Origin of the sequence: Mycobacterium neumannii (assembly GCF_048452905.1) — a bacterium.
GTDB lineage: Bacteria > Actinomycetota > Actinomycetes > Mycobacteriales > Mycobacteriaceae > Mycobacterium > Mycobacterium neumannii_B.
The window spans coordinates 40,088-60,942 of record NZ_JBCGVF010000005.1 but is presented as its reverse complement, the minus strand read 5'-3'; the positions used below and the strand labels follow the sequence as shown (position 1 = coordinate 60,942).

Here is a 20,855-nt window from a genome sequence, read left to right as displayed (position 1 = left end):
TCGTGAAGGTCACGCTCCAGCTGCTGGCGTCGGCCGTCGGCGGGATCCTGTTCATGGGTGTTCTGCTGTTTTTACCCGCCGGAACCTTCGACTACTGGCAGGCATGGGTCTTCATCGCGGTGTTCATCGTCGGCACCATGGTGCCGACCGTATATCTGGCGGTGAAGTATCCCGACGCCCTACAGCGGCGACTGACTTCGGGGCCGTGGGCCGAAACCCGCTGGGCGCAAAAGCTCATCTACGTCGGCCTCTACCTGACGGTGGTGGCCGCCGGAGTCCTCAGCGCGCTCGACCGCCGGTTCGGCTGGTCGACGGTGCCGACGGCGGTGGTGGTGCTCGGCAACGTGCTGGTGCTGGCCGGACTCTTGCTGGCAGAAGGCGTGGTCATCCAGAACAAATATGCCGCAGCGACGATCACCGTCGAACGCGAGCAACCGCTGGTGTCCACCGGGTTGTATGGCATTGTGCGCCACCCGATGTATGTCGGCGCGTTGATCATGATGGCCGGTATGCCGTTGGCGCTCGCCTCATATTGGGGCTTGCTCACGATCATTCCCGGTTTCTTCGTGTTCGCGGCGCGTATCACCGACGAGGAGAAGGCCTTGCGGCAGGAACTCGATGGCTACGACGAGTACATGGAGAAGGTGCACTACCGCCTGGTGCCTGGAGTGTGGTGATGATGAAAATTGTTGCCCAGGCGACAGCTACGTCGCTCATTGGCTTCGCGGTGTTCGGCGTACTGGTGTTTGGATCTGCAGGGACGTTCGACTACTGGCGTGGTTGGGCGTTCATCGCGGTCTTCGCCCTGGCCACCCTGATCCCGAGCGGCTATCTGGCAAGACGGAATCCAGAAGCCCTGCGCCGTCGTATGCAAGCGGGTCCGCGAGCTGAGACACGACCTGTGCAGAAGCTCATCATCGCCATCGCCTTCATCTCGATGGCCGCCATGATCGCGGTGAGCGCGCTGGCCTTCCGCTTCGGCTGGTCCTCGGTGCCGGCGGTCGTTTCGGTGGCCGGACTCGTCCTCGTCGGAGGCGGACTCACGATCGCGATGCTGGTTACCATCCAGAATGGTTATGCCGCAGCAAATGTCACCGTCGAGCCAGGTCAACAGCTGTCATCCACAGGCTGGTACGGAGTCGTCCGGCACCCGATGTACTTGGGCAATGTGGTCCTGATGATCGGGGTACCGCCCGCTCTGGGTTCCTGGTGGGGTCTGGTCTTCGTCCCCGTCGGCCTCGCGATCCTCGTCCTTCGGGTCCGCGACGAGGAAGCGCTGCTCGCCGACGACCTGGCCGGCTACCCCGAGTACATGCAGAAGGTGCGCTACCGATTGGTGCCCCACGTCTGGTGAAGCCGGACGGTCAGCCCGGCCACCACGACGACGCGGCTTCGCGCGCAACGTGTCACCCGGTTCCGCTAGAATCGCACACATGTTCGAGAAGCTGGCGGTCATTGATACCGAAGCCGATGAGGCGACGTTGATCGGCTGCATCGCCGAACTCGAGCACCTCAAGTCCGTTGCTGCCGCCGGCCAAGCCAGGCTCACCGCGGCACTCGACCAGAAACGCCGCGCCCGCGAGGCGTCCGAAGGCGTTCCCGCCGCCAAGCGCGGCCGCGGTTTGGCCAACGAGATCGCGCTGGCCCGCCACGACTCCCCCAATCGCGGCGGTCGTCATCTCGGCTTCGCTCGGGCCCTCATCCACGAGATGCCTCACACCCTCGCCGCGCTGGAAGCCGGGGCGCTCTCCGAATGGCGGGCCACGTTGATCGTCCGCGAGTCGGCCTGCTTGTCCGTGGAAGACCGCGGAAAACTCGATGCCGAGATGTGCGCGGCCCAATCCGAACTCGAAGGAAAGGGCGACAAGCGCATCGCCGCAGACGCAAAGGCCATCGCTTACCGGCTCGACCCGCAAGCCGTCGTCGACCGCGCCGTGCGCGCCGAACGTGAACGGACAGTGACCATCCGCCCTGCACCCGACACGATGGCCTACGTGACTGCGCTGCTGCCCATGACACGCGGCGTATCGGTCTACGCAGCGCTCAAGCATGCCGCCGACACGACCTTCGACGAACGGGGGCGCGGACAGGTCATGGCCGACACGCTCTATGAACGCGTCACCGGTCAGCCGGCCGACCTCCCGGTGCCGGTGGCGGTTGACCTCGTCATGGATGACGACACGCTGTTCGGCGGCGGTCCGTCTCCGGCGCGAGTTCCGGGTTACGGTCCGATCCCCGCCGCAGTCGCCCGCCGCCTCACGAGCGACGCGATCGCCGACAAGCGCTCCAGAGCCACGCTCCGCAGGCTGTACCGCCGACCGTCGTCCGGTGCGCTGGTCGCCATGGAGTCACGGGCGCGGCTGTTCCCCAAAGCCCTTGCGAAGTTCATCGCCTTGCGAGACGACACGTGCCGCACCCCGTACTGCGACGCCCCCATCCGCCACACCGACCACGCCGACCCTCACGCGGCTGGCGGGGTAACCAACGAGGTCAACGGAGTTGGCGCGTGCGCAGCCTGTAACTATGCCAAGGAAGCCCCTGGCTGGCGGGTCGCCACGCGGCGCAACGGCGACGGCGCCCACACTTCCGAGGTCACCACTCCGACCGGTGCCCGTCATAGATCGAAGGCGCCACCGCTGCCCGGGTCGCCGCACGCGCGCGCGAGCAGGATCGAGACCGCTTTCGCTGACGTTTTGGCCTGGCGCGACGCAGCCTGATTCGGACCATCATTCGGCGATAAGGGCTAGCGGCGCCGAGGTCTCGGTAGTGCGCGGGAAGCGGCTTGGACGGGTCGTTTGCCGGTCGATAATGGCGGATGTGGAACTGCTGACCGGCCTCGGCCTGGCAACCGCGGCGGGGCTCAACGCCTATATCCCCCTGCTGGCGCTCGGCCTGCTGTCGCGGTTCACCGAGCTGGTCGCTCTGCCCGCCGGCTGGGCCTGGCTGGAGAACGGCTGGGTGATGGCGATCGTCGCGACGCTTCTGGTCGTCGAGATCGTGGCCGACAAGGTCCCGGCGCTCGACAGCGTCAACGATGCCGTCCAGACGTTCGTCCGGCCGACCGCGGGCGGCATCGTCTTCGGTTCCGGCACCGCGGCGCAGACGTCGGCGGTCACCGACCCCGGCGCGTTCGCTCAGTCCGGGCAGTGGATTCCGGTGGTGATCGGTGTCGTCGTCGCGCTGGTGGTGTCGCTGACCAAGTCGACGGTTCGTCCGGCGGCCAACGTCGCCACCGCCGGGGCGGCCGCGCCGGTGCTGAGCACGGTCGAGGACGGGCTCAGTGTCGGACTGGTCCTCGCCGCAATCCTGTTGCCCGTGCTCGTGTTGGTGGCCATTGTGGCGTTGGCGTGGTTGGCGGTCCGAATCCTGCGGCGACGGCGCCGCAACGCCGCAGCGAGCTGACCCCGGGTCCCCCTCACGTCAGCGTGGTGACGTAATGGCCGCCGGAGAAGACGTCGATGTAGCTGTTGCCGCTGATGTCCTTGTAGCCGCAGGTCGAGACCGTGCCCTTTTTGGTGTAGGTCCCGCCGGCGGCCTTGCATTCACTCTTGATCGTCTTGTCCGAGAGCTTCTCAGCCTGCGCGGCCGACGCGGTCGTGGTCATCAGGGCGCCGACGGCGATCGCGCTGGCGGCGACGGCGGCCGTGATGGTGTTGCATCTCATCGTTGTCTCCCGTGCTCGTGGCCTTGCAGGCCGTTTGATAGGAGCCAGCGTGAATTACCACGGCACAACGCATAAGGAGGGCGATGCCGAAGTCGTCGAGTACATCCCCGGGTCTGGCGGACGGTCCGCGCTAGGGGGTTAGGGGTTAGATCCAGACGCCCTTGCCTACCGCGACCACTCCCCCGGCGCTGATCGCGAACCGTTCGCGGTCCTTGTCGAGATCCACCCCGACCATCTCGCCCGGGCCGACGACCACGTTCTTGTCCAAAATCGCGTGGCGCACCACCGCGCCGCGACCGATACGGGCCCCGGGCATGATCACGCTGCCCTCGACGATCGCCCCGTCGTCGACGACGACGTTGGACGACAACACCGAATTCCGCACGGATGCAGCCGAGATGATGCTGCCGGCGCCGACGACCGACTCCTGCGCCGAACCGCCGTTGACGAACTTCGCCGGCGCGAGCATCTCCGACTCCCCGCGGATCGGCCAGCGCTTGTTGTAGAGGTTGAACACCGGGTGCACCGACACCAGGTCCATGTGCGCGTCGTAGAACGCGTCGAGGGTTCCCACGTCGCGCCAGTAACCGTGGTCGCGTTCGGTTGCACCGGGCACTTCGTTGTTGCTGAAGTCGTACACCGCCGCCATGCCGTCGTCGACCAGACGGGGGATGATGTCGCCGCCCATGTCGTGGTCTGAGTGGTCGTCGTCGGCGTCGGCGCGGATCGCGTCGATAAGCACCTTGGTGGTGAAGATGTAGTTGCCCATCGACACGAACGCCTCGTCGGGATTGTCCGGCGTGCCCGGCGGGTCGGGGGGCTTCTCGATGAAGCTGCGGATGCGCCCGGACTCGTCGGCGTCGATCACCCCGAACGCGGTGGCTTCCGGGCGCGAAACTCGGATACCCGCAACCGTCGCGCCCGCGCCGCTTTCGATGTGGAACTGGACCATCTGCTCGGGGTCCATGCGGTAGACGTGGTCGGCGCCGAACACGACGATGTAATCCGGATCTTCGTCGTAGATGAGATTCAGCGACTGGTAAATCGCGTCCGCGGAACCGGTGTACCACCGTGGGCCGAGCCGCTGCTGGGCCGGGACGGGCGTGATGTACTCGCCCGCGAGGCCCGACAACCGCCAGTTCTGGGAGATGTGACGGTCAAGTGAGTGCGACTTGTATTGCGTCAGCACGCAAATCCGCAGATACCGCGCATTGACCAGATTCGACAGCACGAAATCGATCAGGCGGTAGGCGCCGCCAAAGGGAACGGCGGGCTTGGCTCGATCCGCGGTCAACGGGTAGAGCCGCTTGCCCTCCCCGCCGGCCAGGACGATGCCCAGCACGTGTGGCAGTTCCCTCATGCTTCAAACCTATCGGCCGCTTCTATCCTGGGCTACCCATTCCACGGCGAGTCAACGTCTCCGACGCAGATCCGGCGATTTCGACGCCGATCACTCCTGCGGTGGCTTGCGACCGTAACTAGGGTCGAAAACATGCGGGTGGCGATGATGACTCGGGAATATCCACCCGAGGTCTACGGCGGGGCGGGGGTTCACGTCACCGAGTTGGTCGCTCAGTTGCGCCGCCTCTGCGAGGTCGACGTGCACTGCATGGGCGCCCCGCGTGCAGACGCGATCGTCGCGCAACCCGACCCCGCGCTGATCGGCGCCAACGCCGCGCTGTCAATGCTGTCGGCCGACCTCAACATGGTCGATGCCGCCGCACATGCGGACGTGGTGCACTCGCACACCTGGTACACCGGCCTGGCCGGCCACCTCGCCGCGCTGCTCTACGGGGTGCCGCACGTGCTGACCGCCCACTCGCTGGAGCCGATGCGCCCGTGGAAGGCCGAACAGCTCGGCGGAGGTTACCGGGTCTCGTCGTGGGTGGAGAAGACGGCGGTGGAGGGCGCCGACGCGGTGATCGCGGTCAGCTCCGGTATGCGCGAGGATGTCCTGCGCACCTATCCGGCGTTGGACCCGAACCGGGTCCACGTGGTGCGCAACGGGATCGACACCGAGGTCTGGTATCCGGCAAGCCCGGAGCCCGGCGAATCGGTGCTGGCCGAACTCGGCGTCGACCCGTCGCGGCCCATGGTGGCGTTCGTCGGTCGGCTCACGCGGCAGAAGGGCGTTGCCCATTTGATCGCCGCGGCCCATGATTTCGCCCCCGATGTGCAGCTGGTGCTGTGCGCAGGAGCGCCCGACACCCCCGAGATCGCCGCCGAAGTGACCGAGGCGGTTCAGCATCTGTCACACGCCCGTACCGGGATTTTCTGGGTTCGCGAGATGCTCCCCATCGGCAAGATTCGCGAGATACTATCCGCTGCAACCGTTTTCGTATGCCCATCGGTGTACGAGCCGCTGGGCATCGTGAACCTGGAAGCGATGGCATGCGCGACGGCGGTCGTGGCCTCCGACGTCGGTGGCATTCCGGAGGTCGTGGCCGACGGGCACACCGGGCGGTTGGTGCACTACGACCCGCAGGACGCCCCGGCGTACGAGAGCCGGTTGGCCGCGACGGTCAACGAGCTGATCGCCGACCCCGAGAGGGCCCGCCAGTACGGCGAGGCCGGGCGGCAGCGCTGCATTCAGGAGTTCTCCTGGGCCCACATCGCCGAGCAGACCCTGGAGATCTATCAGAAAGTGGGCAATCCGGGGTAGCCGGTCACCTCTGAACAGTCAGCTCGTGACGTTCTTCAGTTCGTCCCCGAGCGCGGCGGCCTCATCAGGGGTCAGCTCGACGACGAGTCTCCCGCCGCCTTCCAGTGGTACCCGCATCACGATGCCGCGCCCCTCCTTGGTTGCTTCCAGTGGACCGTCGCCGGTCCGGGGCTTCATCGCCGCCATCGAGTGCTCCCTCCAGATGAGCCGGCCCGCCCGCGGGCTCGGTCGGGGCCGAGACTGCCCACTCGTTTGACATTCCCGGCGCTGAAACTGCTACTGAACGCCTCTATTCTTCCCTATCGGCGCCGTTCGGTGTGCAAAGACCCGGCTAAGGCCGCTTCCCGGGTGCCGCTGAAGTCGCCGGTACCCAGCAGTCGGTGGTGTGATCGTCGACCATTCCGGTCGCCTGCATCAACGCGTAGGCGGTCGTGGGTCCCACGAAGCGGAAGCCGCGGCGCTTCAGTTCCTTGGCCATCGCGGTCGACTCGGGGGTGACGGCCGGAACCTCGGCGAGGCTGTTGGGGCGCGGCCGGGGTGACGGTGCGAACGACCACAGCAGCTCGGCGAGGTCGGCTCCCCCGTCACGCAGGTCGGCCGCCGCGCGCGCATTGGCGATGGTGGCCTCGATCTTCGCGCGGTTGCGCACGATCCCAGCATCGCCCATCAACCGCGCGATGTCGCGCTCGGTGTAGCGCGCGACCCGGTCGATGTCGAAACCGTGGAACGCGCGACGGAAGTTCTCCCGCTTGCGCAGGATCACCAGCCACGACAGCCCGCTCTGGAACGCTTCGAGGCTCACCCGCTCGAACAGGGCGACCGAGTCGCGAAGCGGCCGCCCCCACTCGGTGTCGTGATAGTCGCGGTAGAGAATGAAATCAGCTGGAGCCAAACGTGATTCGTCGATCCACGCGCACCGGACACGGCCGTCGGGTTCGACGGAGAGTTCTTCGGAGGTTCTCGGGGTGGCGGCGGTCACGCCTCCTCCTCGGATTGCAATGCGTGCGCGCCACCCTCGACGGGCTCGTCGTCTTCGATGCCGTGTGTGGCCCGCAAGGTGGCCAGCTGACCGCGCAGCAGGTCGAGTTCCTGGCCCAGCCGGTCGAGCACCCAATCGACTTCGCTGGTCTTGTAGCCGCGCAGCGTCTGGGCGAACTTGACGGCGTCGACGTCGGCGCTCGTCACGCCGGAGGCAGGCAGCACCGTAGCGGTGGTCTCCCGCGGCAACGGAGGCAGCGGTTCACCGCGGCCGAACACGACGCTGCCCACGGCGAACAGCACCACGGCGATCAGGACCAGCACGACCAGATACAGCAGAACCAGGCTCACAACTCGATACTGCCTCAGCGTGCCGACATTCGGCGGACGACGATCAAGCGGCGAGGAACGAGCCGCGCTGAGGAGTCCGCCAATTCAACCCGGCGGACGACGATCAAGCGGCGAGGAACGAGCCGCGCTGAGGAGCGCTCGGCGAGAAACTCAGCGTGGGCGCAGGGTCACCATCGGGGGGCGGTCGGCCAGCGACACCGACGACGTCCGCGGCGTGTAGTCCTGGCCGTCGGCGAAGAACTGCGTCAGCCCCACCCCGGAGTCCGGCACTCCGCAGCGTGACAACAGGGTCGCGATCACCTGGCGGCTCATGCTGGCCAGCTCGGTCAGCGGACGGTTGCGATGTGTGCGAACACCGAGGTTGACCTGGGCGATCCCGTCGAGGCCGAGCCGGTCGTAGGCGTCGATCAGCAGGCCGATCTCGACCCCGTAGCCCGGCGCGAACGGTACCGACGTCAACAGCTCACGGGTGCCGGCGTACTCACCGCCAAGCGGTTGCAGGATGCAACTGAGCTCCGGCCGCAGGGAGGCCAGCAGCGGCCGGGCCACCAGCTCGGTCACGCGCCCGCCGCCATTGGCGTCCTCGCTGCCGCTGACCTTCAGCGGCCTGCGGTAGAAGCCCTTGACCAGGTGGACACCGTCGGTGGTGAGCAGCGGACCGACCAGCTTGGGCACGAACATCGGGTCGGGGTCGATGAGGTCCGAGTCGACGAACACCACGACGTCGCCGGTCGTGGCGGCCAGCGAGCGCCACAGCACTTCCCCCTTGCCGGGTTGCGGAGCCACCTCCGGCAACGCCGCCTCGCGGCTGATCACCCGGGCCCCGGCGGCCAGGGCGCGGATCTCGGTGTCGTCGGTCGAGCCGGAATCCAGCACGATCAGCTCGTCGACCAGCCCCCCGAGCAGCGGGGTGATGGTCTCGACGACGCTGCCGACCGTCTCTTCCTCGTTGAGGGCGGGCAGCACCACCGAGATGGTGCGCCCGCGTTTGGCGGCTTCGAGTTCGGAGACCGTCCACGTCGGCCGGCTCCAGCTGTGGTCGCTGAGCCAGCGTGCGATGACGACGTCAGTAGCGGGAAGTTCGGGTGTGAGTGTCATGCCAGTCCCCTCACCGTGCGCGTCGGCGGCCGTCCGCCCTGGATCGACGCGACCATCTCCAGTACGCGCCGAGTCGGTCCGACCTCGTGCACCCGGAACATCGCGGCTCCGTCTGCGGCCGCCAAGGCGGTGGCTGCAAGGGTGCCCTCCAGGCGTTCGGTCAAACCCACACCCAGAGTCTCCCCGACGAAATCCTTGTTGCTCAGCGCCATCAGGACGGGCCATCCAGTGTTTACAAGCTCTTTCACATGGCGCAACAAACTAAGACCGTGGTGAGTGTTCTTGCCGAAATCGTGCGTCGGATCGATCAGCACGGCGTCGCGCGCCACCCCCGCCGCTACCGCGTGTTCGGCCGCCGCCGTCACCTCGGCGATCACGTCGTCGACGACGCCGCGTTCGGTGATCCCGTAGTTGACCCGGAAGGGCCTGGTGCGCGGTTGTGCGCCGCCGGTGTGCGAGCACACCAGCCCAGCACCGAACTCCGCGGCCACCTCCGGCAGCACCGGATCGTGGCCGGCCCAGGTGTCGTTGATCAGGTCGGCTCCGGCCGCGCACGCCTGTTTGGCGACCGCCGAGCGCCAGGTGTCGACGCTGATCAGCTGATCGGGGTAGGTGCCGCGCAACCATTCGATGAACGGAACGACGCGCGCGATCTCCTCGTCGGTGTCGACGGTGTTGCCCGGGCCGGCCTTGACCCCGCCCACGTCGACGACGTCGGCGCCGTCCTCGATCACCCGGTGCGCCGCCGCTTTGGCGGCCTCGTCGGTGAACGCGGCGCCGCGGTCGTAGAAGGAGTCCGGCGTCCGGTTCACGATCGCCATGATCAGCGCTCGATCAGCGGCGACGGGCCGGCCCAGGAAGCGGCCCGAGTGCGTGTCCACCCTTCCAGGCTACGGTCGTGCCGTTTGTGGAGTTTTGGCGGCGCTCACGGCCGCTGCGGCTCCACAGATCGCTAGTTCTTGGGCTTCTTTCCGTCGGCAACCTCTTTGGGGTAGTCGTCGTAGAACTCGACGTAACCCTCGTCGCGGCCGGAGAGCACGTAGATCGGATCCTCGATCTCCTCGACGTTGAAGCCCTCCTTGCGAAGGTCGACTTTCTGGCTCTTGAACGTCGACGTGTACGCCAGCTCCTCGACCACCCGCACGAACAGCGGCACCGCGTAATTGGGCAATTTGTCGTATGCGGCTTTGGCCAGCGCCTTGCCGTCGAACTTCTCACCCTCTTTGAGCTGGATCGCGGCCATGCCCGCGCGTCCGCCGGCGCCCTCGACCTCGACGCCGAACACCGTGCACTCCTCGACCTGCGGGGCGGCGGAGATGGCCGTCTCCACCTCCGTGGTGGCGACGTTCTCGCCCTTCCACCGGAAGGTATCGCCGAGCCGGTCGGTGAACGACGCGTGCCCGAACCCCTGCGAGCGCATCAGGTCGCCGGTGTTGAACCACACGTCGTCGTCGCGGAAAGCGTTGCGCACCAACTTCTTTTCGGTCTCTTCGCGATCGGTGTAGCCGTCGAACGGCTGGAAGTTGCTGACCTTGGACAGCAACAGGCCAGGCTCTCCGGTGGGCACCTTCTTGACGCGGCCCTTGTCGTCGCGCAGCGGATCGCCGGTCTCGGGGTCGTACTCGACGAAGGCCACCGGCGAGGGGCAGATACCGGTGGACTGCGGAATGTTGAACACGTTGACGAAGGCGGTGTTGCCCTCGCTGGCGCCGTAGAACTCGCACACCCGGTCGATGCCGAACCGTTCGGTGAAGTCGTTCCAGATCGCCGGGCGCAGCCCGTTGCCACAGATGACCCGCACCTTGTGCTTGCGGTCGGTGTCCTTGGGTGGCTGGCTGAGCAGGTACGAGCAGATCTCGCCGATGTAGACGAACGCGGTTGCGTCGCAGCGGATCACCTCATCCCAGAACTTCGACGCCGAGAACTGCTTGCCGATCGCCAGCGTCGCACCGGAGTTCAGCACCGACGACAACGCGACCGTCAACGCGTTGTTGTGATACAGCGGCAGACAGCAGTAGAGCGTGTCCTTGCTGGTCAGCCTCATTCCGAGGCCACCGAACCCGGCCAGCGCCCGCAGCCAGCGGTAATGCGTCATCACGCTGGCCTTCGGCATGCCGGTGGTGCCGGACGTGAAGATGTAGAAAGCGTTGTCCTTGGCGAGCACCGCCGCGGTGGTCGGCGGGTTGCTGGTGGGCGCAGAAGAGGCCAGGCGCTTGAGGTCGTCGATGGTGAGCAGTCCCTCGGTGTCGGCGCCGGACTCGGTGATCGGCTCGACGAAGTCGGTATCGGCGACGACGGCCTTGGCCTCCAGCAGCCCGAGGCTGTGCTTGAGTACGTCGCCTCGCTGGTTGTAGTTCAGCATGCCGGCGATCGCGCCGCACTTGACCGACGCCAGCATCAGCAGCACGGGCTCCGCGGAGTTGCGCAGCATGATGGCGACGACATCGCCGTGGCCCACGCCGCGGGCAGCCAGGATCGCGGCGTAGCGGTTGACGGTCTCGTTGGCCTCGCGATAGGTGATCTGCTCGTCACCGAACTGGAGGAACACCTTGTCGCCGTAGCGCGCGGCGCGGTCCTGAAAAACCTTGCCGATCGAGGTCTTGGCCGAGGGCCTGGCACCGAAACCGGTGACGACGCCGCGCAGGATCGTCGGCAGGTCCGCAATCAAGCCCGGCGCGCGGGCGGCGATGTCCAATAAACCGACGCTGCGGCGAATCCCCGACTTCTCGGTCATGCGCGTTCGTCCCTCCCTGTTCGTTTGTCGCACACCCTAGTGACCGTGTTCATGGCGGTGGCGCACACGCCGTCATGGCCGACTCGACGTCGACAGCGACGACCAATCGGTCCAGTGCCCCCTGCGCGACGTACCCGCTGTCGCGCAGATCGTGCAGCCAAGCCAACAGCCCGTCGTAGTGCCCGATGGGGTCGAGCAGCACGACCGGTTTGTCATGCATACCCAAATAACCCGCTGTCCAGGCTTCGAAGAACTCCTCGAGCGTGCCGATGCCTCCGGGCAGGGCGATGAACGCGTCCGCCCGCCCCTCCATGACTTCCTTGCGTTGACGCATCGTGTCGGTGACGACGAGTTCGTCGGCGTCGACGTCGGCGACCTCGCGATGCACCAGCGCCTTCGGGATGACACCGACGGTGTGGCCCCCGCGGGACCTGGCCGCCGTCGCCAACGCACCCATCGCCGAGACGTTTCCGCCGCCGGAGACCAGGCTCCAACCCCGCTCGGCGATCGCGATCCCGACCTCCTCGGCCAGCCCGATGAGCTCGGCATGCACCGGACCCGACGCGCAGTAGACACACACCGCCCACTGACGACCGGACTCGCGAGCGTTGGGTTCAGCGGACACGAGCACAACCTAGCCGCACGACGATCAAGCGGCCCCAGCCGCGTTCAGGAGTGCGGCGATCGATTTAGCCATAGACTCCGGCGGTGCCGATTGAGTGGGTCACCTCGCCGCCCGGACCGGCACTCGATTCGATCGAAGCCGGTCTGCAGAAGCGTTCCGGCGCCGTCCTGATCGGTCCCGCGGGCGTGGGTAAGACGACGCTGGCGCGGGCGGCCGCAGAACGGCTCGCAGGGGCCTACCACCGCGTCGACTGGGTCACCGCCACCACGCCGATGGCCGCGGTCCCATTCGCCGCGGTCAGTCGACTCATCGATGTCGCCGACACCGGCAAGACCACAGACGTTCTGCGCAGCGCCCGCGACACTCTGGGCGACGGGCGCTTGCTGGTGGTGGACGACGCTCATCTACTGGATCCGTTGTCGGCGGCGCTGATCTACCAGCTCGCGGTCAGCGGCGCCGCCGCGCTGATCGTGACGGTGGCGCCGGCCGGGGTGATGGCCGACGGTGTCTCGGCGTTGTGGGACGACGGCCTCGTCGAACGCATCGACCTCGAGCCGCCGGGACACGACGACCGTCGGGTGGCCACTTCGGTCGGCGAATTCGTCGCCGCCCTGCCGGACGCCGCCTATCGCGTCCTGGAGTACCTGGCCGTCGACGACCCGCTGGCGCTCGACGAGCTCGAAGCCTTGGTGGACCCGGAATCGGTCGAGGCCGCAGCGGCTTCGGGCGCCGTCGTGGTCGACGACGGTTGGGTGCACCCGGCGCATCCGCTGTTCGCCGACTCGGTGCGCGAGGCGTTGGGAGGCCCGGAGCTGCGCAGGCTGCGGGGCGAAGTCGTCGACCGACTGGCCGGGCGGGCCGGTCACGGCGCCGTCGACAGGTTGCGCCGCGCGGTGCTGGCGCTCGACAGCGACAGTCCGCAGGGACCCGCCGAGCTGTCCCCGGCGGCCGCGGAGGCATTGCGCCTCGGCGATCTGGTGCTCAGCGAACGGCTCGGCCGCGCCGCGCTGCAGGGCGCACCCGACGACCTCCCCACCCGGCTGACGCTGGCGTACGCGTTGGCGTGGCAGGGCCGAGGCCGCGACGCGGACGCGGTGCTCGACGGCGTGAACGGTGCCGCGCTGTCGGAGACCGAGCTGATGGCGTGGGCGCTGCCGCGCGCCGCCAACCAGTTCTGGATGCTGTCCGAGCCCGAGCGCGCCACGGCGTTCCTGCGTGCGACACGCAACCGGGTGTCGTCGCCGGCCGCACGCATCACACTCGATGCGTTGTCGGCGACGTTTGCGATGAACGCCGGGAGCGTGTCGCGGGCGATGGAGGTGGCCGCCCACGTGTTGGCGTCGCCGGACGCCGACGACACCGCGATCGGCTGGGCGGCGGCGGCCGCGGCGTTGAGCTCGGCGCGGACGGGCCGGTTCGCCGATGTCGACGCGTTGGCCGAGCGGGCGATGGCCGCCGGACATCCGGGGCTTCTGCGGTTCACCAGCGGATTCGGGCAGACGACGGCGTTGCTGATGGCAGGTGAACTGGACCGGGCCCAGCAGCTTGCCCAGAGTCTCACCGACTTCGCGCAGCTGCAACAACCGGGGCGCGCGATCGGTGAGGTGCTGGTGGCCGACGTGTTGATCGCCAAGGGTGAGCTCGAGGAAGCGGTGCGCCTGCTGCGCCGTGCGGCCGCGGCGTTGGCCCCGACCGGCTACTCGTGGGGTCCGTTGGCGTGGATGCTGCTGGCCCAGGCGCTCGGCCAGCTCGGTGCGGGTGTCGAGGCGGGAAAGGCATTGGCGCGCGCCGAGTCTCGGCACGGCTTGAAATCGATGCTGTTCGCCCCGGAGTTGGCGCTCGCACGGGCGTGGACGATGTGGGCGCGCCGCGACGAGCACGGCGCCGTCGCCGCGGCTCGTGAGGCGGTACGCAGTGCCGAACGCGGAGGCCAGACGGCCGTCGCGATGCGCTCACTGGTGGACGCGGTGCGGCTCGGCGACATGCGGGCCGCGGACGCGATCGAACGGGTGAGCGTCGAATGTGACTGCACAACTGGGCAATTGGCGCTAGCGCACAGCCGGGCGCTCACCGCGCGGGATGCCGCTGCGCTGGCCGAGGCGTCCCAGGCCTATGCGGCGTGCGGGTGGCACGGCGCCGCCGCGGACGCCGCAGCCCAAGGCGAAGCCCACCGCTGAAATTCGTGTCAGGACCGGTTCTGCAGCAGCTTTAGGCTTGACTGTCATGAGCCAGTTGTTCGCGCAGACAGACGGGTTGCGGTCATCCGCTTCGATCCACGACCGCGTCGCGACGGACCTGTCGCACGTGCTCACCGGCGTACCCGAGGCAACCGGAGTGCAGACCAGCCACGGCCGGATCGCGGCCGGAGTGGGTGCCGCGTTGTCGAGCGCGCTCGACGCCCGGCTAGGCACCGTGCACGCCACCGCCGGCACGGGTGCGACGATCTCCGAACTGCTGCGGAAGGCCGCCCAGATGTACGAGCAGGGCGACCACGACGGGGCCGAGAAGTTGCGTGCGGCCGCTGAAGCGCTTGACGGCCAACCGGATACGCAAGCGAGCGAGAGCGCACCGACAACAGGGAGTGTCCTAGGCTCCCCCGCGAACGGCACGGCAGGCCCGCCCGGCGATCAGATGGTCGGCCAGATGCTCGGGCAGGTCGGACAGCAGGTCGGGCAGCTCGTCGGGTCGATGACGGCACCGCTGCTGGGTCTTGCCCAAGGGCTGCAACAGGTTCCGCAGATGATTGCGCAAGGCTTACAGCAGGCCGCGCGAGGCGAGGAGACACCCGAGCGCGACGACAGTCGCGTCAACGATGAGGGCGCCGGCGAACGCTCCGACGAGGGACTGTCCGAGGAGCCATCCGAGCTGACGCGCCGCGCCGAACCGGAATACCAAGCCGCACCTAGCGATTCGGCGGTGGGTCGCGCAGCGGAGGCGCCGGCCGCCGCGGAGGTCCCGCGACCCGCACAGACGCGTCCCCAGGTGGGTTAACCGCTACAGGTTGCGGGCGACGTCGTCGTCCCCAGACTCCGGCGGGGTGACGGGGACAGCGCCCGCACCCGATTCACTGCCCTGTGGTCCTGCGGCGCCGTCCCACGGGCGGTCGTCGGCGCGGTGCAACGGCCGCTGGTCCTCACGGTCGACGGATTCACCGGTCTGCAGCCCGGAATCGTCGCGAGGCTGCTGCGCCGGTGCGCCCGCACCCGGGCTCTGCGCCGTCGGCCCGCCCGTGGCGGCGGCACCACCGCTCGGTGGCGCACCCCCGCCGGTTGCCGACGAGCCGCCCGGCGACTGGGCGCCTTGCATGGCCTGTTGCATGAGGGAGCCGAACATTCCGGTCTGCCCGCCGAGGGCCTGAGCGGGCGCCCCAGCCATCTGCCCCATCTGACCCGCCTGCTGGCCCACCTGGCCGAGCATCCCGACGATCTGGCCGACCGACTGAGAGCCCGCGTCGTCGGAGTTCTCATAGGCGGCCTGCGCGGCGCCCACCTTGCCCGAGAACGTGTTCTCCTTGGCCGACAGCGCGGCGACGTTGGTGGTCAGCTGGGCGGCCAGGGTCGGCAGCACCGCCGAAATGGTGGCGCTCATCGCGTCTTGTCCCGCTGGAATCATCGGTATCTCGGGCAGTTCGACCGCCGCCGCGTTCCAGCTGATGCCGTCGGGCTTTTTCAGTGGGCTACCCATGCGCGCTCCTCGTCACCAGTCGTCATCGTCGTCGTCGTCGAGATCGTGCTCCAGCGGGGCGGGCACGGCCAACCCCGGTGCGGTGCCACCGCTGACGCCGCGCTGGCCCATCATCGGGGCCATCCCCCCCATACCGCCGCCCGCGGCCATCGGGGCGGCCCCGCCGACCGCTGCGGCCCCCGCGGTCGCGCCCTCGGGCGCGGGTGCGGTGCTGACCGCCTTGCTGCCGACAAGGTTGGCCATCTGCGGAGTCTGCAGTGGCGCACCGCCGGAGCCCGGCAGTGACGCCGCCCGCACCATGCCGGACCCGCCGCCGGCGCCCGAGCCGCCGGCGAGCGGATGGTTGGAGAACGACGAGAACGGCAGCCCCGCGGCACCGAGGGAGTCGGCCTTTCCGCCCTGGCCGAACATCGACGTCAGCTGTTGCAGCGGCTGCGAGAGCTGCTGGCCCAGCTGCTGCGGCACCTGCATCAGCGACTGGCCGATCTGCATCGGCAGCTGTGCGGCCATGGCTCCCATCTGGCCGACCATCTGCATCGCCTGCTGCGAACCGTCACCGGCCTGCTTCGCGGCTTCCTCCCCGCTGTCCTGCGCCTCCTTGGCGCCGGGCACGGGCGGCACGCCGAAAAGCGGGATGCTCGGCGGTACACCGAGGGTGTTGGCGAGTTCGGTGGTGCTGGCCGTGATGTTGGCGATGTTCTGCGACAGCCCCATCTTGATCCGACTCTGCACCAGCTCTTGGGCGTTGCTGAACGGCATCGCCGCGAGGGCCTCACACTCGTGCTGGACTTCTTGGGCGATCGTGTTCGCCAGCATCTTCGTCTTCACGACCGTGGCCTCCATCGCGCGCAGCTTCGCCGCGATCGCGGCCGCCTGCGCCGCGTTGGCCTCGTGCCCGCCGATGATGCTGGTGGCCTCCCCCGCGGCGGCCAGCGCGCCCGCGCCCTCCCACGAATCGGACAGCTGCATCAGCTGGCCCTGCTGTTCGGGGACGACGTTGCCGCTGATCTTGGAGGCCAACGCCTCGTACGACGCGGCCGCTGCGGCCAACGTCTCCTCGTCGACGTTCGGCCAGCCCGGGCCGGTCACGGTCTGACCACCGTACGGGCTGGAATCGGGCGCGATGCCCATGGCGCGACCCCCTTGACGACACGCTACGGGTCTCAAACTTACCGTGCCGCGGATAGCTGCCAGTGCGCCGATTTCACGCGGCGTGACGTCCGATCAGGGCATCCATTGCTCCTCGAGACGGCCGCCGGATAGCCGGAGCCACCGCTGCACGCCGATGTCGGCGAGGAAGCGCTCGTCGTGGCTGACGACGACGAACGCGCCCCGGTACGCGTTCAGCGCGGCTTGAATCTGCCCGACGCTGACGAGGTCGAGGTTGTTGGTGGGCTCGTCGAGCAGGAGCAACTCGGGCGCCGGTTCGGCGAACAACACACACGCCAGCGTGGCGCGCAGCCGCTCACCGCCGGACAGTACGCCGACCGGCAAATGGATCCGGTCGCCTCGGAAGAGGAACTGTGACAGGAGGTGCATGCGACGGGTGTGAGAAAGGCTCGGCGCGTACGCGGCGAGGCTCTCGGCGACGCTACGGTGCGGATCGAGCAGGTCGAGTCGCTGTGACAGATACGCCACGCGGCCGCCGCTGCGCCATACCGAACCGGCGTCCGGCGCCAGGTCCCTGCCGACGATGCGCAGCAGCGTCGATTTGCCCACCCCGTTGCGCCCGATCAGCGCGATACGCTCCGGCCCCCGCACCGACAGGTCGACGTCGTCGAAAAGCAGCCGCTCACCGGCCGAGAAGCGCAACCCCTTTACGGTGAGCACATCCCGGCCGGCGGGTACGTCAGTGCCGGGCAGGTCCAGTACGAGCGCGTCGTCGTCCCTGATCGCCCGCTCGGCGTCGTCCAGGCGAGCCCTGGCAGCGTCGACCCGCGCGGCGTTCACGCCGTCGACGCGGCCCGCGGTCTCCTCGGCTCGCCGCTTACGCGCTCCTGCAACGATTTTCGGTAGCCCGGCGTCGCTGAGATTGCGCGCCGCCGTGCCCGCCCGCCGCGCCGCACACTCACGCGCCTGCTGCATCTCGCGCTTCTCGCGCTTCAGCAGCTGGTGAGCGCTGCGGACATTGTTCTCGGCGACGCGCCGCTCGTGGCTCACCGCCTCGGTGTACCGCGTGAAATTGCCACCGTAGGAGCGGATCTCGTCACGGTGCAGCTCGGCGATCCGGTCCATGCGGTCGAGCAGCAGCCGATCGTGGCTGACCACCAGCAGGCAGCCCTTGAAGTCGTCGAGCACATCGTAGAGCCGGTGGCGCGCGTCGATGTCGAGGTTGTTCGTCGGTTCGTCGAGCAGCAAGACGTCGGGCCGGTTCAGCAGCTGACCGGCGATGCCGATGCTGATGATCTCGCCGCCCGACAGCGTGTCGAGTCGACGGTCGAGCGCCATGTGGCTCAGTCCGAGCCGATCCAGCTGCGCCCGCGCGCGCTCCTCGACGTCCCAGTCGTCGCCGATCGTGGTGAAGATGTCGGCATCGAGGTTCCCCTCGGCCAGCGCGTCGAGCGCTGCGATGACCGATGCGACACCGAGCAGTTCGGCGACGGTGTGGTGGGCGATGTAGGGCAGCGTCTGCGGCAAGTACCCGAGCGTGCCGCCGACGGTGACCGAACCCGACGTCGGCGTCATCTCACCGGCGATCAGTTTGAGCAGCACGCTCTTTCCTGCGCCGTTGGGGGCGACCAGACCGGTCCGGCCCTCTCCGACGGTGCAGGACAATCCGTCGAACAGCGGCGTGTCGTCGGGCCATAGAAAAGACAACTGGGAACAGACGATGGAAGACATGTGAGTGATCGCTTCGTTTCTCGCACGGAAAAGGGGGACGGTCGGATCCGGGCGGCACCCGGAGACGTCGTCAACTCACATGCATTCAGCGTAGGTGCGCGGTCAAGCGGTTAAATACCGGCGCAACACATCGGTCGCGGCGGTGATCTTCGCGACCTCGACGCGCTCGTCGACACGGTGCGCCAAGTTCGGATCACCGGGGCCGTAGTTGACCGCGGGAACGCCGAGCGCGGCGAATCGCGACACGTCGGTCCATCCGTACTTGGCCCGGACCTGTCCACCTGCGGCAGCCACCAGCGCGGCCGCGGCCGGCTTGGTCAGTCCGGGTAGCGCGCCGGCCGCCGAGTCGGTCAGTTCGATCTCGACGTCGAGGCCGTCGAACACCTCGCGCACGTGGTGCAGCGCCTCGTCCACATCGCGGTCGGGTGCGAACCGGAAGTTCACCGACACCGAGGCCCCATCGGGGATGACGTTGCCCGCGATACCGCCGTCGATGCGCACGGCGGACAGGCCTTCGCGGTAGGTGCAGCCGTCGATCTCCACGCTGCGGGCCTGATAGGACGACAGCCGGTCGAGCACGGGTCCGAGTTTGTGAATCGCGTTGTCGCCCAACCACGACCGCGCCGAGTGGGCGCGGGTACCGCTCGCGCTGATCACGACACGCAGCGTGCCCTGGCAGCCGGCCTCGATGTAGCCGTCGGAGGGTTCGCCGAGGATCGCGACGTCGGCCCGCAGCCAGTCGGGCAGTTCGGTTTGTATGCGGTTCAGTCCGTTGGCCGACGCCTCGATCTCCTCGCAGTCGTACATGACCAGCGTGATGTCGTGCGTCGGCTTGGCGACGGTGGCCGCCAGGTGCAGGAAAACCGCGTTGCCCGATTTCATGTCCGAGGTGCCGCAGCCGTGCAGTTCCCCGTCGACGAGCCGGCTGGGCAGGTTGTCGGCGACGGGCACTGTGTCGAGGTGGCCGGCGAGCAGCACCCGCGACGGTAGCCCCAGGTTCGTGCGGGCCAGCACGGCGTCGGCGCTGCGGATCACCTCGAGGGAGGTCTGCTCGCGCAGCGCGGCCTCGACCTCGTCGGCGAGGCACCGTTCGTGGCGCGACTCGCTGGGAATGTCCACCAGCGCAGCGGTCAGCGCGATCGGATCACCGTGCAAATCGAGGCCCACACGGCTGACGTTAGTCTCTACTGCGTGACTTCTGCTGCAGGTATAGGACTGGCGACGATCGCCGCCGACGGATCTGTCCTCGACACGTGGTTCCCGGCACCCGAACTCGGAGCAGACGGCCCGTCGGGCACGGTGCGGCTGTCGGTGGCCGAGGTGCCCGAAGAGTTGGGCGCGCTGACCGGGCGCGACGAGGATCGCGGTGTCGACATCGTGGCGGTCCGGACGGTGATCTCGTCGCTGGAGGACAAGGCCGCCGACGCCTACGACGCCTATCTTCGGCTGCACCTGCTCTCGCACCGCCTCGTCGCGCCGCACGGCTTGAACGCGGACGGCTTCTTCGGGGTGCTGACGAACGTCGTGTGGACGAACCACGGACCGTGCGCGGTCGCGGGCTTCGAGACCGTGCGGGCGCGCCTGCGCAAACGCGGTCCGGTGACGGTTTACGGCGTCGACAAGTTCCCGCGGATGGTCGACTATGTGCTGCCGACGGGCGTGCGGATCGCCGACGCGGATCGAGTACGGCTCGGTGCGCATCTGGCCGAGGGCACGACCGTCATGCATGAGGGTTTCGTCAACTTCAACGCGGGCACGCTGGGCAGCTCGATGGTGGAGGGCCGGATCTCGGGCGGCGTGGTGGTCGGCGACGGATCCGACGTCGGCGGCGGCGCGTCGATCATGGGCACGCTGTCGGGCGGCGGCACCGAGGTGATCTCGATCGGCAAGCGGTGTCTGCTCGGCGCCAATGCGGGCCTTGGCATTTCGCTCGGCGACGACTGTGTGGTTGAAGCGGGGTTGTACGTCACGGCGGGCACCAAGGTGCAGACCGGTGACGGCAAGACCGTCAAGGCGCGGGAGTTGTCGGGTGCCAACAACCTGTTGTTCCGGCGTAATTCGCTTTCAGGCGCCGTCGAGGTGGTCAATCGCGACGGCACCGGCATCACACTGAACGAAGCGCTCCACCAGAACTGAGGTTGAGCACCGCCCCCCTTCCTTATGTTGCGCGAGCGTCCGTGTTTGTACCGCAACACGCCGGTGTGGGCGTACATTTTGC

The 20,855-nt window shown here is 68.1% G+C and carries 21 protein-coding genes; 8 read left to right on the top strand and 13 right to left on the bottom strand.

The genetic code is table 11. From position 1 onward, the window contains the following. The first annotated feature begins 2 nt into the window (after positions 1–2). The 4 genes from AAHH99_RS17095 (at position 3) to AAHH99_RS17080 (ending at position 3,402) form a co-directional block, all read left to right on the top strand. Positions 3–677, top strand: coding sequence for a methyltransferase family protein (locus AAHH99_RS17095; protein ID WP_418769792.1), 675 nt, complete (start codon positions 3–5; stop codon positions 675–677). A gap of 2 nt (positions 678–679) precedes the next feature. Further along, complete coding sequence (locus tag AAHH99_RS17090) at positions 680–1,354, top strand: methyltransferase family protein (protein ID WP_418769902.1); 675 nt, start codon at positions 680–682, stop codon at positions 1,352–1,354. A 79-nt stretch (positions 1,355–1,433) separates the two neighbouring features. Then, a complete protein-coding gene (locus AAHH99_RS17085; protein ID WP_418769791.1) occupies positions 1,434–2,717 on the top strand; it encodes a DUF222 domain-containing protein in 1,284 nt (427 codons plus the stop codon). 100 nt (positions 2,718–2,817) lie between these two features. Then, positions 2,818–3,402, top strand: a complete 585-nt coding sequence (locus AAHH99_RS17080) for a DUF4126 domain-containing protein (protein ID WP_418769790.1) — start codon at positions 2,818–2,820, stop codon at positions 3,400–3,402. Positions 3,403–3,415: 13 nt separating this feature from the next. Here AAHH99_RS17080 and AAHH99_RS17075 read toward each other — a convergent pair whose 3' ends face one another. Both AAHH99_RS17075 and glgC read right to left on the bottom strand, forming a co-directional pair. Further along, on the bottom strand, positions 3,416–3,664 hold the full coding sequence (locus tag AAHH99_RS17075; protein ID WP_418769789.1) for a hypothetical protein: 249 nt from the start codon (positions 3,662–3,664) through the stop codon (positions 3,416–3,418). 145 nt (positions 3,665–3,809) lie between these two features. Further along, entirely contained in the window at positions 3,810–5,024 is a 1,215-nt protein-coding gene (gene glgC / locus AAHH99_RS17070) for a glucose-1-phosphate adenylyltransferase (RefSeq protein ID WP_418769788.1), read from the bottom strand. Between the two features lie 132 nt (positions 5,025–5,156). Between glgC and glgA the strand changes: the two genes are divergently transcribed. Beyond that, positions 5,157–6,326, top strand: coding sequence for a glycogen synthase (gene glgA / locus AAHH99_RS17065; RefSeq protein ID WP_418769787.1), 1,170 nt, complete (start codon positions 5,157–5,159; stop codon positions 6,324–6,326). An 18-nt stretch (positions 6,327–6,344) separates the two neighbouring features. Here glgA and AAHH99_RS17060 read toward each other — a convergent pair whose 3' ends face one another. The 7 genes from AAHH99_RS17060 to AAHH99_RS17030 all read right to left on the bottom strand — a co-directional run bounded on the left by AAHH99_RS17060 (position 6,345) and on the right by AAHH99_RS17030 (position 12,112). Further along, positions 6,345–6,512, bottom strand: coding sequence for a DUF3117 domain-containing protein (locus AAHH99_RS17060; RefSeq protein ID WP_005059648.1), 168 nt, complete (start codon positions 6,510–6,512; stop codon positions 6,345–6,347). Positions 6,513–6,657: 145 nt separating this feature from the next. After that, positions 6,658–7,305, bottom strand: a complete 648-nt coding sequence (locus tag AAHH99_RS17055) for a DNA-3-methyladenine glycosylase I (protein WP_418769786.1) — start codon at positions 7,303–7,305, stop codon at positions 6,658–6,660. After that, positions 7,302–7,655: a DivIVA domain-containing protein gene (locus AAHH99_RS17050; protein WP_418769785.1), complete on the bottom strand. Its 354-nt coding sequence runs from the start codon at positions 7,653–7,655 to the stop codon at positions 7,302–7,304. The genes AAHH99_RS17055 and AAHH99_RS17050 overlap by 4 nt, the downstream gene beginning before the upstream one ends. Positions 7,656–7,805: 150 nt before the next feature. Continuing rightward, positions 7,806–8,753 (bottom strand): glucosyl-3-phosphoglycerate synthase, encoded by a 948-nt coding sequence (locus AAHH99_RS17045; RefSeq protein WP_064396681.1) that lies wholly within the window; start codon positions 8,751–8,753, stop codon positions 7,806–7,808. Then, positions 8,750–9,574, bottom strand: a complete 825-nt coding sequence (folP, locus tag AAHH99_RS17040; RefSeq protein WP_418769901.1) for a dihydropteroate synthase — start codon at positions 9,572–9,574, stop codon at positions 8,750–8,752. Before folP ends, AAHH99_RS17045 begins: the two co-directional genes overlap by 4 nt. Positions 9,575–9,705: 131 nt before the next feature. After that, on the bottom strand, positions 9,706–11,487 hold the full coding sequence (gene fadD6, locus AAHH99_RS17035) for a long-chain-acyl-CoA synthetase FadD6 (RefSeq protein WP_418769784.1): 1,782 nt from the start codon (positions 11,485–11,487) through the stop codon (positions 9,706–9,708). 49 nt (positions 11,488–11,536) lie between these two features. Further along, a complete protein-coding gene (locus tag AAHH99_RS17030; protein ID WP_418769783.1) occupies positions 11,537–12,112 on the bottom strand; it encodes a TIGR00730 family Rossman fold protein in 576 nt (191 codons plus the stop codon). Between the two features lie 83 nt (positions 12,113–12,195). Here AAHH99_RS17030 and AAHH99_RS17025 point away from each other — a divergent pair, with 83 nt between their 5' ends. Then, entirely contained in the window at positions 12,196–14,289 is a 2,094-nt protein-coding gene (locus AAHH99_RS17025) for a tetratricopeptide repeat protein (protein ID WP_418769782.1), read from the top strand. A 46-nt stretch (positions 14,290–14,335) separates the two neighbouring features. Beyond that, complete coding sequence (locus AAHH99_RS17020; RefSeq protein ID WP_418769781.1) at positions 14,336–15,103, top strand: ESX-1 secretion-associated protein; 768 nt, start codon at positions 14,336–14,338, stop codon at positions 15,101–15,103. Between the two features lie 3 nt (positions 15,104–15,106). Here the strand turns inward: AAHH99_RS17020 and AAHH99_RS17015 are convergent, their stop codons facing one another. The 4 genes from AAHH99_RS17015 to dapE all read right to left on the bottom strand — a co-directional run bounded on the left by AAHH99_RS17015 (position 15,107) and on the right by dapE (position 19,804). Next, entirely contained in the window at positions 15,107–15,796 is a 690-nt protein-coding gene (locus AAHH99_RS17015; RefSeq protein ID WP_418769780.1) for a hypothetical protein, read from the bottom strand. A 12-nt stretch (positions 15,797–15,808) separates the two neighbouring features. After that, a complete protein-coding gene (locus AAHH99_RS17010) occupies positions 15,809–16,927 on the bottom strand; it encodes a hypothetical protein (RefSeq protein WP_418769779.1) in 1,119 nt (372 codons plus the stop codon). 93 nt (positions 16,928–17,020) lie between these two features. Next, positions 17,021–18,637 (bottom strand): ABC-F family ATP-binding cassette domain-containing protein, encoded by a 1,617-nt coding sequence (locus tag AAHH99_RS17005; protein WP_418769778.1) that lies wholly within the window; start codon positions 18,635–18,637, stop codon positions 17,021–17,023. A gap of 102 nt (positions 18,638–18,739) precedes the next feature. Then, entirely contained in the window at positions 18,740–19,804 is a 1,065-nt protein-coding gene (dapE, locus tag AAHH99_RS17000; RefSeq protein WP_418769777.1) for a succinyl-diaminopimelate desuccinylase, read from the bottom strand. A 24-nt stretch (positions 19,805–19,828) separates the two neighbouring features. On the opposite strand from dapE, the gene dapD reads away from it, so the two are divergent. Beyond that, positions 19,829–20,773 carry a 2,3,4,5-tetrahydropyridine-2,6-dicarboxylate N-succinyltransferase gene (gene dapD, locus AAHH99_RS16995; RefSeq protein WP_418769776.1) on the top strand — a complete coding sequence of 315 codons (945 nt, stop codon included), beginning with the start codon at positions 19,829–19,831 and terminating at the stop codon, positions 20,771–20,773. The last annotated feature ends 82 nt before the right edge of the window (positions 20,774–20,855 follow it).

Excerpts from the sequence above, each read along its gene's own strand:
- fadD6 (WP_418769784.1), bottom strand. The coding sequence starts at position 11,487 with ATGACCGAGAAGTCGGGGATTCGCCGCAGCGTCGGTTTATTGGACATC.
- AAHH99_RS17005 (WP_418769778.1), bottom strand. The coding sequence starts at position 18,637 with ATGTCTTCCATCGTCTGTTCCCAGTTGTCTTTTCTATGGCCCGACGAC.
- AAHH99_RS17085 (WP_418769791.1), top strand. The coding sequence starts at position 1,434 with ATGTTCGAGAAGCTGGCGGTCATTGATACCGAAGCCGATGAGGCGACG.
- AAHH99_RS17015 (WP_418769780.1), bottom strand. The coding sequence starts at position 15,796 with ATGGGTAGCCCACTGAAAAAGCCCGACGGCATCAGCTGGAACGCGGCG.
- folP (WP_418769901.1), bottom strand. The coding sequence starts at position 9,574 with ATGGCGATCGTGAACCGGACGCCGGACTCCTTCTACGACCGCGGCGCC.
- glgA (WP_418769787.1), top strand. The coding sequence starts at position 5,157 with ATGCGGGTGGCGATGATGACTCGGGAATATCCACCCGAGGTCTACGGC.
- AAHH99_RS17090 (WP_418769902.1), top strand. The coding sequence starts at position 680 with ATGAAAATTGTTGCCCAGGCGACAGCTACGTCGCTCATTGGCTTCGCG.
- AAHH99_RS17075 (WP_418769789.1), bottom strand. The coding sequence starts at position 3,664 with ATGAGATGCAACACCATCACGGCCGCCGTCGCCGCCAGCGCGATCGCC.
- AAHH99_RS17020 (WP_418769781.1), top strand. The coding sequence starts at position 14,336 with ATGAGCCAGTTGTTCGCGCAGACAGACGGGTTGCGGTCATCCGCTTCG.
- glgC (WP_418769788.1), bottom strand. The coding sequence starts at position 5,024 with ATGAGGGAACTGCCACACGTGCTGGGCATCGTCCTGGCCGGCGGGGAG.
- AAHH99_RS17060 (WP_005059648.1), bottom strand. The coding sequence starts at position 6,512 with ATGGCGGCGATGAAGCCCCGGACCGGCGACGGTCCACTGGAAGCAACC.
- AAHH99_RS17010 (WP_418769779.1), bottom strand. The coding sequence starts at position 16,927 with ATGGGCATCGCGCCCGATTCCAGCCCGTACGGTGGTCAGACCGTGACC.
- AAHH99_RS17045 (WP_064396681.1), bottom strand. The coding sequence starts at position 8,753 with ATGACACTCACACCCGAACTTCCCGCTACTGACGTCGTCATCGCACGC.